Source organism: Sulfuritortus calidifontis (assembly GCF_003967275.1).
GTDB lineage: Bacteria > Pseudomonadota > Gammaproteobacteria > Burkholderiales > Thiobacillaceae > Sulfuritortus > Sulfuritortus calidifontis.
The window spans coordinates 89,441-102,252 of the sequence record NZ_AP018721.1; the positions used below are offsets into that span (position 1 = coordinate 89,441).

The 12,812-nt window shown below is 67.8% G+C and carries 19 protein-coding genes; 16 read left to right on the forward strand and 3 right to left on the reverse strand.

Annotated features, from left to right (window positions below; all coding sequences use genetic code 11):
* Window positions 1-602: 602 nt before the first annotated feature.
* Window positions 603-737, reverse strand: coding sequence for a hypothetical protein (locus EL388_RS14315; protein ID WP_269470951.1), 135 nt, complete (start codon window positions 735-737; stop codon window positions 603-605).
* Window positions 738-808: 71 nt separating this feature from the next.
* The gene (locus EL388_RS00530; protein ID WP_126458069.1) at window positions 809-1,159 is read right to left on the reverse strand and encodes a BRO-N domain-containing protein; all 351 of its coding nucleotides are present in this window, start codon (window positions 1,157-1,159) and stop codon (window positions 809-811) included.
* 286 nt (window positions 1,160-1,445) lie between these two features.
* On the opposite strand from EL388_RS00530, the gene EL388_RS00535 reads away from it, so the two are divergent.
* The 11 genes from EL388_RS00535 to EL388_RS13775 all read left to right on the forward strand — a co-directional run bounded on the left by EL388_RS00535 (window position 1,446) and on the right by EL388_RS13775 (window position 7,145).
* On the forward strand, window positions 1,446-1,988 hold the full coding sequence (locus tag EL388_RS00535; RefSeq protein WP_126458072.1) for a phage virion morphogenesis protein: 543 nt from the start codon (window positions 1,446-1,448) through the stop codon (window positions 1,986-1,988).
* A gap of 244 nt (window positions 1,989-2,232) precedes the next feature.
* Entirely contained in the window at window positions 2,233-3,270 is a 1,038-nt protein-coding gene (locus EL388_RS00540; protein ID WP_126458075.1) for a phage protease, read from the forward strand.
* A 3-nt stretch (window positions 3,271-3,273) separates the two neighbouring features.
* Window positions 3,274-4,179, forward strand: coding sequence for a Mu-like prophage major head subunit gpT family protein (locus tag EL388_RS00545; protein ID WP_126458078.1), 906 nt, complete (start codon window positions 3,274-3,276; stop codon window positions 4,177-4,179).
* Window positions 4,180-4,191: 12 nt separating this feature from the next.
* Window positions 4,192-4,395, forward strand: a complete 204-nt coding sequence (locus tag EL388_RS00550) for a hypothetical protein (protein ID WP_126458081.1) — start codon at window positions 4,192-4,194, stop codon at window positions 4,393-4,395.
* A gap of 3 nt (window positions 4,396-4,398) precedes the next feature.
* Window positions 4,399-4,827 carry a gp436 family protein gene (locus EL388_RS00555; RefSeq protein ID WP_126458083.1) on the forward strand — a complete coding sequence of 143 codons (429 nt, stop codon included), beginning with the start codon at window positions 4,399-4,401 and terminating at the stop codon, window positions 4,825-4,827.
* Complete coding sequence (locus EL388_RS00560) at window positions 4,827-5,246, forward strand: phage tail terminator protein (RefSeq protein WP_126458086.1); 420 nt, start codon at window positions 4,827-4,829, stop codon at window positions 5,244-5,246. Before EL388_RS00555 ends, EL388_RS00560 begins: the two co-directional genes overlap by 1 nt.
* The gene (locus EL388_RS00565) at window positions 5,243-5,422 is read left to right on the forward strand and encodes a DUF7210 family protein (protein WP_126458089.1); all 180 of its coding nucleotides are present in this window, start codon (window positions 5,243-5,245) and stop codon (window positions 5,420-5,422) included. The genes EL388_RS00560 and EL388_RS00565 overlap by 4 nt, the downstream gene beginning before the upstream one ends.
* Before the next feature lie 3 nt (window positions 5,423-5,425).
* Window positions 5,426-6,172 carry a phage tail tube protein gene (locus EL388_RS00570; RefSeq protein WP_126458092.1) on the forward strand — a complete coding sequence of 249 codons (747 nt, stop codon included), beginning with the start codon at window positions 5,426-5,428 and terminating at the stop codon, window positions 6,170-6,172.
* Between the two features lie 3 nt (window positions 6,173-6,175).
* Complete coding sequence (locus EL388_RS00575; RefSeq protein ID WP_126457879.1) at window positions 6,176-6,442, forward strand: hypothetical protein; 267 nt, start codon at window positions 6,176-6,178, stop codon at window positions 6,440-6,442.
* A gap of 182 nt (window positions 6,443-6,624) precedes the next feature.
* Window positions 6,625-6,996: a hypothetical protein gene (locus EL388_RS00580; protein ID WP_126457882.1), complete on the forward strand. Its 372-nt coding sequence runs from the start codon at window positions 6,625-6,627 to the stop codon at window positions 6,994-6,996.
* Window positions 6,996-7,145, forward strand: coding sequence for a hypothetical protein (locus tag EL388_RS13775; RefSeq protein ID WP_165919219.1), 150 nt, complete (start codon window positions 6,996-6,998; stop codon window positions 7,143-7,145). The genes EL388_RS00580 and EL388_RS13775 overlap by 1 nt, the downstream gene beginning before the upstream one ends.
* On the opposite strand, the gene EL388_RS00585 is transcribed toward EL388_RS13775, so the two are convergent.
* A complete protein-coding gene (locus tag EL388_RS00585; RefSeq protein ID WP_126457885.1) occupies window positions 7,135-7,341 on the reverse strand; it encodes a hypothetical protein in 207 nt (68 codons plus the stop codon). The two genes, EL388_RS13775 and EL388_RS00585, sit on opposite strands and share 11 nt — an antisense overlap.
* Between EL388_RS00585 and EL388_RS00590 the strand changes: the two genes are divergently transcribed.
* From EL388_RS00590 to EL388_RS00610, 5 genes are read left to right on the forward strand one after another with little or no spacing between them, the layout of a single operon-like run.
* Window positions 7,340-10,444 (forward strand): tape measure protein, encoded by a 3,105-nt coding sequence (locus EL388_RS00590; protein WP_126458095.1) that lies wholly within the window; start codon window positions 7,340-7,342, stop codon window positions 10,442-10,444. The genes EL388_RS00585 and EL388_RS00590 overlap by 2 nt on opposite strands.
* 1 nt (window position 10,445) lies before the next feature.
* Window positions 10,446-10,775 (forward strand): phage tail protein, encoded by a 330-nt coding sequence (locus tag EL388_RS00595; protein WP_126458098.1) that lies wholly within the window; start codon window positions 10,446-10,448, stop codon window positions 10,773-10,775.
* Window positions 10,772-11,461 (forward strand): phage minor tail protein L, encoded by a 690-nt coding sequence (locus EL388_RS00600; RefSeq protein WP_126458101.1) that lies wholly within the window; start codon window positions 10,772-10,774, stop codon window positions 11,459-11,461. Before EL388_RS00595 ends, EL388_RS00600 begins: the two co-directional genes overlap by 4 nt.
* A gap of 17 nt (window positions 11,462-11,478) precedes the next feature.
* Window positions 11,479-12,168, forward strand: coding sequence for a C40 family peptidase (locus EL388_RS00605; RefSeq protein WP_197721799.1), 690 nt, complete (start codon window positions 11,479-11,481; stop codon window positions 12,166-12,168).
* Window positions 12,165-12,767: a tail assembly protein gene (locus EL388_RS00610; protein WP_126457897.1), complete on the forward strand. Its 603-nt coding sequence runs from the start codon at window positions 12,165-12,167 to the stop codon at window positions 12,765-12,767. Before EL388_RS00605 ends, EL388_RS00610 begins: the two co-directional genes overlap by 4 nt.
* Window positions 12,768-12,812 lie beyond the last annotated feature (45 nt).

The following is a 12,812-nucleotide window of genomic DNA, read 5'->3' on the forward strand; positions in this document are numbered from 1 at the left end:
GCACTGGGCGCGGCGCTGCTCAAGAGTGCGCTGCGACGCGCATTCCCGATATGGGCCGCGTCCGAGGCTGAATCCATACCGCTCGTGCGCCTGCCGGACGATGACGCCGTGGCGCTGGGCGCAGCCGAGGCGCGCATCGCCAGACTATCGCGCCAGACCTATAGGAAACAGGAAGACAGACACGGCGATCTTGACGCCTCAGATTACTTGATGGCGCAGGAGGTGGTCGATCTGGCCGCTGTCAAGGATATTCAAGACAACATTGACCAGGCCGGCAACAAGACCGGCACTAAAAGCATCGTCTATGTGCGCCCGAATGAGGCCGGTGGCTACGTGCTGGTCGTCAAAGCTACGAAGACTGGCCGTGGGTTGTGGGTGACCAGCTACCGCAGGCTGCCTACGGATGTCGCCGAGCGTGATGCTGAAATTGGCCGCCTGTTGCGCGGTGGCGGACGAAAAAAATGAGGCAGCGCCTGGGCTGCCTCGTGGCGGTTGCGCGGCGGGCTCCCAGCACCGCCGACGATACTTTAGGGCTCCAGGCCAGCCCGCAGCGAATCGCCGAGGAGGTTTTGCCGCAACCGCTTGTACCCAGTATAGCCAACCTACGCCCGCGCATCAAAGCGCGCGGCGTCCTTGGCCTGGGCGATCTGGCAGCGGATCAGGCCGAAGGTGGCGGACAGCTCGTCGCCCCGGACCTCCACCTGCGCCTCGCCCAGCTGGGCGAAGGCCGACTCCATCAGCGCGCCAGCCGCTCGGCCAGATACAGGGCGTTCTCGGCGGATTCCGGGATGATGAACGCGGCCATGGCTCAAGCCTCCAGCGCCACGGCATCGATCGCCGCCAGCATGCGGCGTCCCACCGACTCCAGCGCCTGCTGCAAGGCCGTGTTGGCGAACATCGCCAGCAGGATGCAGCCGGTCTGGGAGAAGATGCGGGTGTTTCTGATTTGGCCCTGCGAAGTCAAATTGACTTCGCAGGTATCTTCCGATCCAAACTCGTCGGCGTGACGGTTGTAGAGTTTGATGATGGCCTGCCGAGCAAATTCGTCGGCGTAGCCAAGACAAAGCCCCACGTCGCGGGCGGTGAGCCAGCGGCGTGCGGCATGGTCGATAATGGAAACATGGGTGCCGAGGAACTCGGCTGGAATCAGGTTGTGCATGGTTGGACTCCTTGGTTCAGGTTGATTGCTCAACCCGCCGCCCCATGCCAACGGGGCGGGCGGGCACCGTGCGGGTTGGCATACCGGAACCAAGGCACCGGCGAGCGCGAGCGCTCCCCGCACGGGCCGCCCATGATGAACGGCACCATGCGCGGACGTGAAAAAAGCCGCCCTCGCTGCTTTCTCGATGAGGCGGCCTTACCGTCCGCCTTGGTTTCCGGGATGCCAATCCCGATCCGCGACGGCCATCGCGGACATCTGAACTGTAGCATGTCGCGCGCAATGCGTGCAAGGAGATGACATGATCGAGATCACCCTCGACGACCGCGCGCTGCGCGCCGCGCTCGACCGGCTCAGAAGCCGGGTGGAGGACACCGGCCCGGCGATGCACGACATCGGGCAGACGCTGATGGAGCGCGCCCGCCGCCGCTTTGCCACCTCCACCGGGCCGGACGGGCAGGCGTGGGAACCCAACGCGCCGGCCACCATCGCCGCCTATCTGGGCCGCTACGGCGGCAGCTACAAGAAGGACGGCAGCCTCAGCAAGCGCGGCGCGGCGCGCGCGGCGGGCAAGAAGCCGCTGATCGGCGAGAGCAAGCAGCTCCAGAACATCCACTACGCCGCCGGGCGCGACTGGGCCGAGGTGGGCTCCTCGCGCATCTACGCCGCCATCCACCAGCTCGGCGGCCAGGCCGGGCGCGGGAAAAGTGTCACCATCCCCGCGCGCCCCTTCCTGCCCGTCACCCAGGACGGGCAGTGGATCGGCGCAGACGACCGCGCCGCCATCCTCGACATCCTCTCACGCTGGATCGAAGGTCGCCCACTCTGACCTGCCGAACCGCCAGCAAAACCGCGTGGTTGACGCAAAATCGCTTGCAGGGCCGTTTTTAGGCCCGTAGAGCGATTTTTTGGGCGCGCAGCACCCTGACTACCACCCGGCCCATGAAAATCGATTGGGCGAGGCATTATCCCGGGGATAAAAGGGGGATAACGAACCCGGCCCGGAACACGGCAGGGAGCGCGGCATGATCTGAACCGCTTCAGCCTGTGTCGTAACCACCCAGGCCGCCATCATGGCGGCCATGACGTACAGCCATCCCATCCTCTTTCGCGCCAATGCCTCGGCCTGCCGCGTCGAGCGTGGCGCGTGCGCCGTCGATCTGCTCGTTGCCTCATCCGCCGCCGATGACGCGGCCTTCACGCCGCCGGAATGGGTGCACCTCATTCCGGCGGGTGTCTTTTCCGGGCGCGACGGGCGCGGGCCGTACCGGCTCGATGCCGAGGCCGTGCTGGCGGTCTTCGCCGCGCACGGGGCCGACCTGCCGGTGGACTACGATCACCAGAGCCTCTCGGCGGAAGACAAGGCCGGGCCTGTGCCCGCCGCCGGGTGGATCAAGGAGCTGGCCGCGCGCGAGGACGGCATCTGGGCGCGGGTGGAGTGGACGCCTGCGGCCAGCCAGCACCTCCTCAATAAAGAGTACCGCTACCTCTCCCCGGTCTTCCGCCACGACAAGCAAGGGCGCGTCGTGGCGCTCGAAGGCGCGGGGCTCACGCACAACCCGAACCTCTATCTCAAGGCTGCCGCTAGTCGAAAGGAGACCAATGCCGTGGAAGACCTGATCGAACGCCTCATCATGATGCTCAACTTGCCCGCCGCCAGCACGCCAGAAGACGTGGTGGCCGAGCTGCAGAAGATCATCGACCGCCTCACTACCGCCGAGGCCGCCGCCGCGCAGGCCCGCCAGCCCGACCCAGCCGAGTGGGTGCCGATGAGCCAGCACCGCACGGTGGCCGAGCAGCTCGCCGCCCTGCAAGCGCAGATCGCCGCCGAGAAGGCCGAGGCCGCGGTGACCGCCGCGATGCGCGCGGGCAAGCTCGCGCCGGCCATGAAGGACTGGGCGCTTTCCTACGCCAGCAAAGACCCGGAAGGCTTCGCCCAGTGGACCGAAAAATCCCCGGTCATCCTGCCGCCTGAAACCGATCGCGCCGCGCAGCGCGTCGCATCGAATGCGGACACGCTGACCGAGGAAGACCGCATCGCCTGTGCGCTGCTGGGCATCCCGGAAGGCGACTTCGCCGCCCACAAGAAAACCATCACCGTCAAGGAGTAAGACATGGCCATCATCACCCCCGCACTGATCACCAGCTTGCGCACCGGCTTCTCGAAAGCCTTCCAGGACGCGCTGGCCGCCACCCCAACCGACTGGGAGAAGGTCGCCACCCGCGCGCCCTCTTCCAACGCCAGCAACACCTATGGCTGGCTCAACCAGTTTCCCAAGCTGCGCGAGTGGGTTGGCGACCGCGTGGTCAAGGACATGGCCGCGCAGGGCTACACCGTCACCAACAAGCTCTACGAGGGCACGGTGGGCGTGCGCCGCACCGACATCGAGGACGATAACGTCGGCATCTACACCCCGCTGTTTGCCGAGATGGGCCGCGCCGCGAAAGCGCACGGCGACGAGCTGGTGTTCGGCCTGCTCGCCGCGGGCGAATCGACCCTGTGCTACGACGGCCAGAACTTCTTCGACACCGACCACCCTGTCTATCCGAACGTGGACGGCACCGGCACGGTGACGACCGTTTCCAACCTGCAAGCGGGCACCGGCGCGCCCTGGTACCTGCTCGACACCAGCCGTGCCTTGAAGCCGCTCATCTTCCAGGAGCGCACCACGCCAGAGCTGGAGGCGATGACCGCGACCAACGACGAAGGCGTGTTCGTGCGCGACGAGTACCGCTACGGCATCCGCTACCGCTGCAATGCGGGATTTGGCTTCTGGCAGATGGCCTACAAGAGCAAGGCCACGCTCGATGCCGCCAACTTCAACGCCGCGATGGCGGCGATGATGGGCATCATCGCCGACGGCGGCCGGCCGCTGGGGGTCAAGCCCACGGTGCTGGTGGTGCCGCCCAGCTTGCGCGCCGCCGCCATCGAGATCGTCAAGAACGAGCGGCTCGCCAGCGGGGCCTCCAACCCCAACTTCGGCGTGGTCGACCTGATCGTCTCGCCCTGGGTGGCCTGATAGGGGCGCGTGATGGCGAAAAAACCCGCTGACACGCAAAGCGGCACGGTGCGCCTGATGGTGCGCACCGCAGCCAGCCACGGCGACCACCCTCGCTACCGCGCGGGCCTTGGCCCCTTCACCCGCGAGCCGCGGGTGGTGGAGGTCACGCCTGCGCAGGCGGCGGAACTCAAGGCCGACCCGGCGCTGGCGGTGGCCGAGGTGGGGCAGGAGTAAGGCATGCCTTACGCGACGGCAGCGGATCTGATCACCCGCTACGGTGAGGATGAGTTGATCCAGCTCACCGACCGCGTGGGCGCGGGCGTGGTGGATACGGCCATCGTCTCCCGCGCGCTCGATGACGCCGAGGCCGAGATCGATGGGTATCTTGCCGCGCGCTACCGCCTGCCGCTGCCGACCACCCCCGCGCTGCTTGCCCGCATTGCATGCGACATCGCGCGCTACCGTCTGTGGGAGGACCGCGCCTCCGATGAGGTGCGGCAGCGCTATGAGGACGCCCGCCGTCTGCTGGAGAACATCTCCAGCGGGCGCGCGAGCCTTGGCCTGCCAGCCGGACTGCCGCCAGAGAGCCAGCCCGCGCTGAGCCTGGCGGCGGCCAAGAGCGGACCGGCGCCGGTGTTCGGGCCTGAGCAGATGGGTGGCTATTGATGCTGGACGCCGAGAGCCACATCCGCGCGCGCCTGGCGGACATCCCTGGCTTGGCCGGGGTGCATGGCCTGGCCGACTTCGGTCAGGACGGCATCGCTGGCAAGCGCCTGCCAGCCATCTTCGTCGGCGCGGACGGCTACCGGGTGATCGATGCATCTTCTGCCCGCTGCCGCGTGGCGGTGCGCTGGCTTGTGGTGGTGGCGGTGAGCAATGTCGCACGGGTGCGCGAGGGCGACGCCGCGCGCGCCGATGCCTCCGACATCGTGCGCGAGGCCTTCGCGCGGCTCTTGGGCTGGCAGCCCACGCCAGCCTGGCAGCCCATGCAGCCTGTGGCCGCCCCGCGCCCGGACTACGCCGCGGGCACGCTGCTGTGGCCGCTGGCCTTCGAGACCGTCGAACTCATTGAGAGGAAGCCGTGAAGATCGAACTCACCCAGCCCCACACCCACGCCGGGCAGCCCTACCTGCCGGGCGAAGTGCTCGACCTGCCCGAGGATGCCGCCCGCTGGCTGATCGAGGCAGGCGTGGCGCAGCCCTCACCCCAAGACCCTCTCCCAGCTGGAGAGGGGAGCAAGAACCCCAAGCGCAAGGAGTAAAACATGGCTATCGAGACTCAATACTACAGCTTCCAGGGCATCGTCACGCTCGGCACTGCCGGCAGCAACGCGCTGGAGGAATACGAGGTCGGCAACTGCCCCGCCTTGTCCGTCGATCTTCAGGTGGAGACCATCGAGCACACCGAGAGCTGGTCCGGCCAGCGCATGACCGATCTGCGCCTCATCAAGGCCAAGAAGGCCAGCATCAAGATGACGCTTGAGAGCTTAAGCCTGGACAATCTGGCGCTCGGGCTCTATGGGCAGACACTCACCCGCGCTGCCGGCACCGTCACCGCCGAGTCGCTCGGCACGGTGGTGGCCGGCATGGTCTACCCGCTCGCCAACCCGGTCGGCGTCTCGTCCGTGGTGGTCAAGGACGGCGCGGATGCGACCGTGCCGGCCACGAAATACGAGCTGGATGCCACCTTTGGCGCGGTCAAGGTGCTCGACACCACCGGCACCACCATGCCGTGGAAGGTGGACTATGCCTACGGCAGCGCTAAAAACGTGGGCATGTTCCTGGTCAATCCGCCCGCGCGGCGGCTGCGCCTGCGCGGGGTGAACACCGCGCAGTCCAACGCCCCTGTGCTGGTGGAGCTGCACAAGGTGCAGTTCGACCCGATCAAGAACCTTGCGCTGATCCAGGACGATCTGGGCAAGCTGGAGTTCGAGGGCTCGGTGCTGGCCGATCCCACGAAGGCCACCGATCCGATGCTCGGCATGTTCGGGCGGGTGGTGATGGCGGGGTAAGCGATGAGTGATCGCACCATCGAGCCTGTCTCCGTGGCCGACCGTGCCGGCTACGGCCTGGCAGGTTGCCCGGATTGCCATTGGGCCAGCGTCGGGGCCGATCCCGCCCCGTTCGACTGGATGTGCCATGCGCCTCTGGTGGTGGCCATGCTCGACGGCAACGCGGCCACGCCTTGTCGCTACGCGCGGGAGTTCTCTACCGTGTGCGGCGCGCAGGGTCGATTCTTTCGCGCGCGCGAGGGCGGGATCAATGGCTGTCTTGCGGTTTAAACAGTTGACAGCGGCTGCTTGCCCACGCGCCGCAGGCGCGTCTGTGCGAGCAGTCGATCGGCCTGTCCATGATGAAATCGATCTGCCGCTTACCTGTCATGCTTTCCGTGTGCTCGATGCGACGAAACGTCACGGTCACGTTAGCGGCGGTCGTGGCGCAATCAATCATCCGGTCATGAATCATGAATCCAAGTCTACCTGAAACATTAGAACCCGTCTCCGTCGCCGACCTGCCGGCTTTTCTCAAGGCCATCGAACCCATCGCTGCCGAGATCGCATCGGGCGACATCATGGGTGCGCTGCTGCGCCATGCCGATGCCGTGATCGAGGCTACCGCCATCGGCGCCAGAGTGGATCGCGCCTGGCTTGGCGCGCAGAAACCGGACGTGCTGGTGGAGCTCGCCTCCCGCGTGCTGGAGGTGAACTGGGATTTTTTCGTCCAGCGCGTGCTGCCCGCGATCAATCAGGCGGCCGAGCGGCTGGCGCGGATCGTCTCTGGTGGCACGAGTGGGTCGCCCGACTCGTCGGCGCAGGATTCGACTACGCAGCCGTGATGAAGATGCCGTGGACGCTGGCGCGCGATTTCGCCGAAGCCGTGGTGCGGATCGAGCGCGAGAAGCTCCTCGCAGCGGCGGTGGCGGCGCGGGCCGCGCAGGCGGATGAAAAGGGGTGGGAGAAGTGGCTGAAGGCGGTCAGCGCATGAACAGGATGCGGCCGAGCATCCTCGGCCAGCGCCAGCCGACGCCTTCGGCGATGCCGAGCACGATGCCCAGGATGAGCACGCAAGCCCACGTCATGACGATCCAGCCAAGGCCGCCTGCCCACAGCAGGAAGGCTGCCGCAGGCATGGCGACGAGCAGCGCGCCCGTGAAAAGACCGGAGAGGATGGACTGACACATGGCGACCGATACTACCATCGCCATCCGCCTCGCGCTAGAGGGCAACCAGCGTGTCAAGGCCGCGCTGCGCGACGTCGAATCGCAGTCCGACCGGCTTGCTCAGGCGCTGCGCCGCATCGGTCATTACGGCGCAGCCGCTTTTGCGTTTTCGGGTCTCAACAACAGCCTGTCCGGCCTTGCGCAACTGGCCGATCAAGTGCAGGCGGTCAATGCGCGGCTCAAGCTTTCCACGGACGGCCTGCGCGAATTCGTCGCCGCGCAGCAGTTGGCCTACCGGGTCGCGGCGCAGACGGGCGCGGGCTACGAGGCGGTGGCCACGCTCTACACGCGGCTCGCGCAGGGCGCGCGCGGCTTCGGTCTCACGCAGGAACAAGTGGCGCGCACCACGGAGGCGACCGCGCTGGCGCTCAAGGTCTCAGGCGCTTCAGCGGCCGAGGCCTCCTCCGTCATCCGCCAGTTTTCCCAGGCGCTGGGCGCGGGCGCGCTGCGTGGCGACGAGTTCAATTCCATCATGGAGAACGGCGGGCGGCTCGCCCAGGCGCTGGCCGATGGCCTTGGCCTGCCGATCGGCCGCCTGCGCGAGCTGGCCGAGCAGGGTCTGCTCACCACGGACATCATCACGCGCGCGCTCGAATCGCAGCGGCAGAAACTAGCCGACGAAGCCGCGCGCATGCCAAATACGATAGGCCAGTCGCTCTCCGAGGTGCGCGACCAGTTTAGCCGCGTGGTCGATGAGTTCAATCGGGCGACGGGCGCGACGGCGGGGCTGGCCAGCGGCTTCTCGGCGCTGGCGCAGCACATGCAGACGGCGCTGGGGGTGGCGGGTGTCGCCGCCGCCGGGGCCATGACGGCCGCCATCGTGCGCGGCGCGCAGGCGGCGCGCACAGCCATCGGCGAGATGCTGGCGAAGATCGCCGCCGACCGGCAGGCGGCGATTTCGGCTCAGGCCGTGACCGCCCACGAGGTGGCCAAGGCACAGGCCATGCTTGCGTCAGCCAATGCAGCGGTCGCCGCATCGAGCGGCATGGCGCGTCTTTCCGTCGTGCAGACGCAACTTGTCCCGGCGCAGCAGCGGCTCGCCGCCGCGCAGGCGGCGCACAATGCGGCGATGGCCGCCGGAACCGGCATCGCGCGCGGCCTGTCCGCGGCGCTTGGCCTGGTCGGCGGCCCGCTCGGCCTGATACTCACGCTGCTCACCGCCGGAGCGACGGCCTGGGCCATCTGGGGCGATCGCGCGAAATCGTCGGCTGACAAAGCCAGGGACGCCATCGACGCGGCGCGTGAGGCCGCCGAGCGGCTGCGCAAAGAGGAGCGATTCGGCACGGGCGACGCCGCCATCTTCCGCGAGAGCATCGCCGCGCTGGAGCAAAAGGAGCGGCTGCTCAATGAGTCCGTGGCAAAGGCCGGTTCTAAGGCGGCCGCCGAGGAACTCAAGCGGGTGCGCGCAGAACTCGCCGCGCGCAAGGATGAACTTGCCAAGATCGAAGCGCGCGAAAAAGCGCTCGGCGGCCCTACCGTACTGGGCGCGGAACTGCTCGGCAAGCAGTTCGACCAGTACATCGACCAATATCGCAAGAAGCTCGACCCGCTTTCCGCCGCGCTCAAGGAGCTGCGTGAGCAGGCCGCGAAGGCCGGGATCGCGTTGAATTCCGATAAGTTCAAGCAAGCCGAGGCATTGGTGCGCAAGTCGTTCGAGAAAAGCGAAACCCGGCTGCCCTCCCTCGCCGATGCCTTCGACGCCGAACTCGCCCGCCTCAAAGACGGCTTGAAGACGGCCGAAAGCGTCATCGAAGAGAGCTTCAAAGGCCGTTTGCTGACCGAAAACCAGTACTGGCAGGCCCGCGCCGAGACGCAGCGCCGCGCGCTCGATCTGGAAGAGCGCGGCCTCTCCGACAAGCTCGCCGCGCAGCAAGACCTGATCCGGCGGCTCTCCGGCGTGAAGCCCAAGGACGCCAACCAGCAGGCCGAGATCGCCGAGCGTCTGCGCGAGGCGCGCGACAAGGCCGCCGAATTGCAGGCGCAGCTCGATGCCCTGAATGGCCGCCGGGTGGCGGTGGAGCTTGCCATCCAGGTCGATCGCGCCCGGCTCGACAAGGAACTGGCCGACATCAAGGCCAGGCTCGCGCAGGAATTCGCCCAGGCCACCGGCACGGAGACGCCCGAGATGCGCCTGGCCGCCATCCGCCGCGAGTACGACGACCTCCTCGCCCGCTTCGGCGACGATCCGGCTTTGCGCGAGCTGGTCGATAAGCTCGTGCCGGTCAAGGCCGCGCAGGCCAATCTCGCCGCGCTGGAAGCGAAGTGGCGCGAGGCCATCGAGCGCATGCGCCAGGCCCAGGACAACGCCAACGTCTTGCAGCAGGCTGGCACGCTCACGTCCGCGCAGGCGCAGGCGCGCATCGAGGCCGCCGCGCGCGAGGCCAAGGGCGCGCTGGAGGCGCTGCTGCCCGATCTGGAAGCGGCGATGCAGACGCTTTTCCCGCCCGATGAGGTGGCGCGGCGCATGGAGACCATGCGCGCCGAGATCACCAAGACCCAGCCGGTGGCGGACTCGCTGATGACCAAGGTTGCCGGGCAGATGCAGGACGCCTTCGCCAACGCCTTCGGCGACATCGTCACCGGCACCAAGACCGTGGCGGACGCCTTCCGCTCGATGGCGCAGTCCATCCTGCAATCGCTGGCGCGCATCTTCGCGCAGCGGGCGGCTGAGGGGATTTTCAAAGCCGTCCTTAAATCGTTCGGCGTGCGCAAGAACGCGCAAGGCGGCGTCTACACGTCCGAATCGCTTGCGCGCTACGCCAACCGGATCGTCTCCGCGCCGACGCTGTTCACCTTCGCCACCGGCGGCATTCCGCGCCTGGGGCTGATGGGCGAAGCCGGGCCTGAGGCCATCATGCCGCTCAAACGCGGGCCGGATGGTCGGCTTGGCGTGGAGGCGCACGGCGCGGGCAATGTCGTGGTCAACGTCGCTGTCGACGCCTCAGGCTCGCGGGTCGAAGGCGATGCGGGCAGCGCGCGGCAACTCGGCGACATGATCGCCGGTGCTGTGCGCGGCATCCTGGTGGCCGAGAAGCGGCCAGGCGGGCTGCTGGCGGGGGCTTGAGATGGCAGCGTGGACGTGGCCCGTTGCGAGCGGTGAGCGCATGGAGATCGCCCCGCGCGTGCGCGTGACGCGCTTTGGCGACGGGTATGAACAGCGCACCCCGGATGGCATCCACACGATGCTGCGCAAGTGGAGCGTGCGCCTGGCGGCGGACGAGTCAACAGTCAAGGCGGCGGACGATTTCCTGCGCGCGCGCGCTGGCGTCGAGCCGTTCGACTGGACGGCGCTGGATCACCGGCCCGGCAAGTGGGTGTGCCGATCCTGGAGCGTGAGCTATGGGCCGGGCGGCGGCGCGGAGCTGGCCGCGACCTTCGAGGAGGTGGCGCTGTGAGCATCCAGGCCGACATCCAGCAGGCCCAGCTTCCAGCCATCGTCGAGCTCTATGAGCTGGATACGACCGTCGTGGGCGGCATGGATGTGCTGCGCTTCACCCCGCACGGCCCGAACGAGCTGGGCGGCGACATCGTGTTCGGCGGGCTGACCTATACCAGCCTGCCAATCGAGGCCTCCGGCTTCGCGCGTTCCGGCCAAGGCGCGCTGCCGCGCCCGAAGCTGGCGGTCGCCAACGTCAGCGGGCTGGTGGGCGCGGTGGCCGACGATCTGATCGGCGCGAAGCTCATCCGCGAGCGCACGTTCATCAAGTATCTCGACGCGGTCAATTTCGCGGGCGGCAACCCGCAGGCCGACCCGAACCAGGTGATCGACCGCGAAATCTGGTTCGTCGATCGCAAGGCCACCGAGAACAAGCTGCTGGTGGAGTTCGAGCTGGCGGCGGCCTTCGACCTGGCTGGCGTGATGCTGCCGCGCCGCCAGTTCGTGCAGAACGTCTGTCCGTGGCGCTACCGTGGGCCTGAGTGCTGCTACACCGGCGGCCCCGTGGCCGACGAGAAAGACCAGCCGACCGCCGACCCGGCAAAAGACCGCTGCGGCAAGCGGCTCGCTTCCTGCAAGCTGCGCTTCGGGCCATACGCAGAACTCCCGTTCGGCGGCTTCCCTGCCGTGGGGCTGCTGCGATGATGGATTTCTCGCCCATCTTGGATGACGTCCGCGAACACGCCGCGCGCGAAGCGCCGCGCGAGTGCTGCGGGCTGGCGGTGGTGGTCAAGGGCCGGTTGCGCTATTGGCCTTGCCGCAACATCGCGGGCGAGGCCGAGTTCGCCATCCACCCGGAAGACCAGGCCGCGGCAGAAGACGCTGGCGAGGTGGTGGCTGTCTGCCACAGCCACGTGCATCTGCCGCCCGTGCCGTCCGAGGCTGATCGGGTGATGTGCGAGGCCACCGGGCTGCCGTGGTTGATCGTCTCGCATCCGGCTGGCACGCATGAGATGCTCGCGCCATCCGGCTACCGCGCGCCGCTCATCGGGCGGCCCTTCGTGCATGGTGTGCTCGACTGCTACGCGCTGTGCCGCGACTACTACCGCGAGGTGTGCGGCGTCACCCTGCCCGACTACCGGCGCGAGGACGACTGGTGGCTCAAGGGCGGCAATTTGTATCTCGACCACTTCGCCGAGGCCGGGTTTGTGGAGATCGCGCCCGATGCGCTCGGGCCACACGACGCGGTGCTGATGCAGATCGCCAGCCCCGTGCCCAACCACGCAGGCGTGATCGACGCCGACGGCTATCTCGTGCACCACTGTCACGGCAGGCTCTCCAGCCGCGATGTCTATGGCGGCTATTGGCGCAAGGTGACCACCCACGTGCTGCGGCACAGGAGCATGGCATGAGGACGGTGCGGCTCTACGGCCATCTGGCCAAGCGCTTCGGGCGCGTGCACCGCTATGAGGTGCGCACGCCGGCCGAGGCCGTGCGCGCATTGTGTGCGACGCTGCCCGGCTTCCGGCAGCACGTGATCGAGCACTCCAGGCCAGGTTACCGCGTGCTCGATGGCAAGGTGGCGCGCGACATCGACACGCTGGCGCTGCCAGCCGATGGCGTGATCAAGATCGTGCCCGTGACGGCTGGCGCCGGGCGCGGGCTTGGAAGTGTCATCCTGGGAGCGGCATTGATCGCCGTTGGCGTCGCCACCGGCGGCTCCGGGCTGTCGCTTAGCGCAGCCTGGGCCGCAGGCGGCGCAACCTTCGCTGGAGCAATCGCGTTCAACGTCGGCATGTCTCTGGTACTGGGCGGCGTGGCGCAGATGCTCTCGCCGCAGCCCAAGACGCCAGGCGCGCCGGATCGTCCGGAAAACCGCCCATCCTACATCTTCGACGGGCCGGTCAACACCGCCGCGCAGGGCAACCCGGTGCCGGTGTGCTATGGGCGGCTCATCGTCGGCTCGCAGGTCATCTCCGCTGGCATGGCCGCCGAGGAGTACGCGGCATGAACGATCTGATCGCGCGCGGCGCTGGCGGCGGCGGAGGCGGCAAGG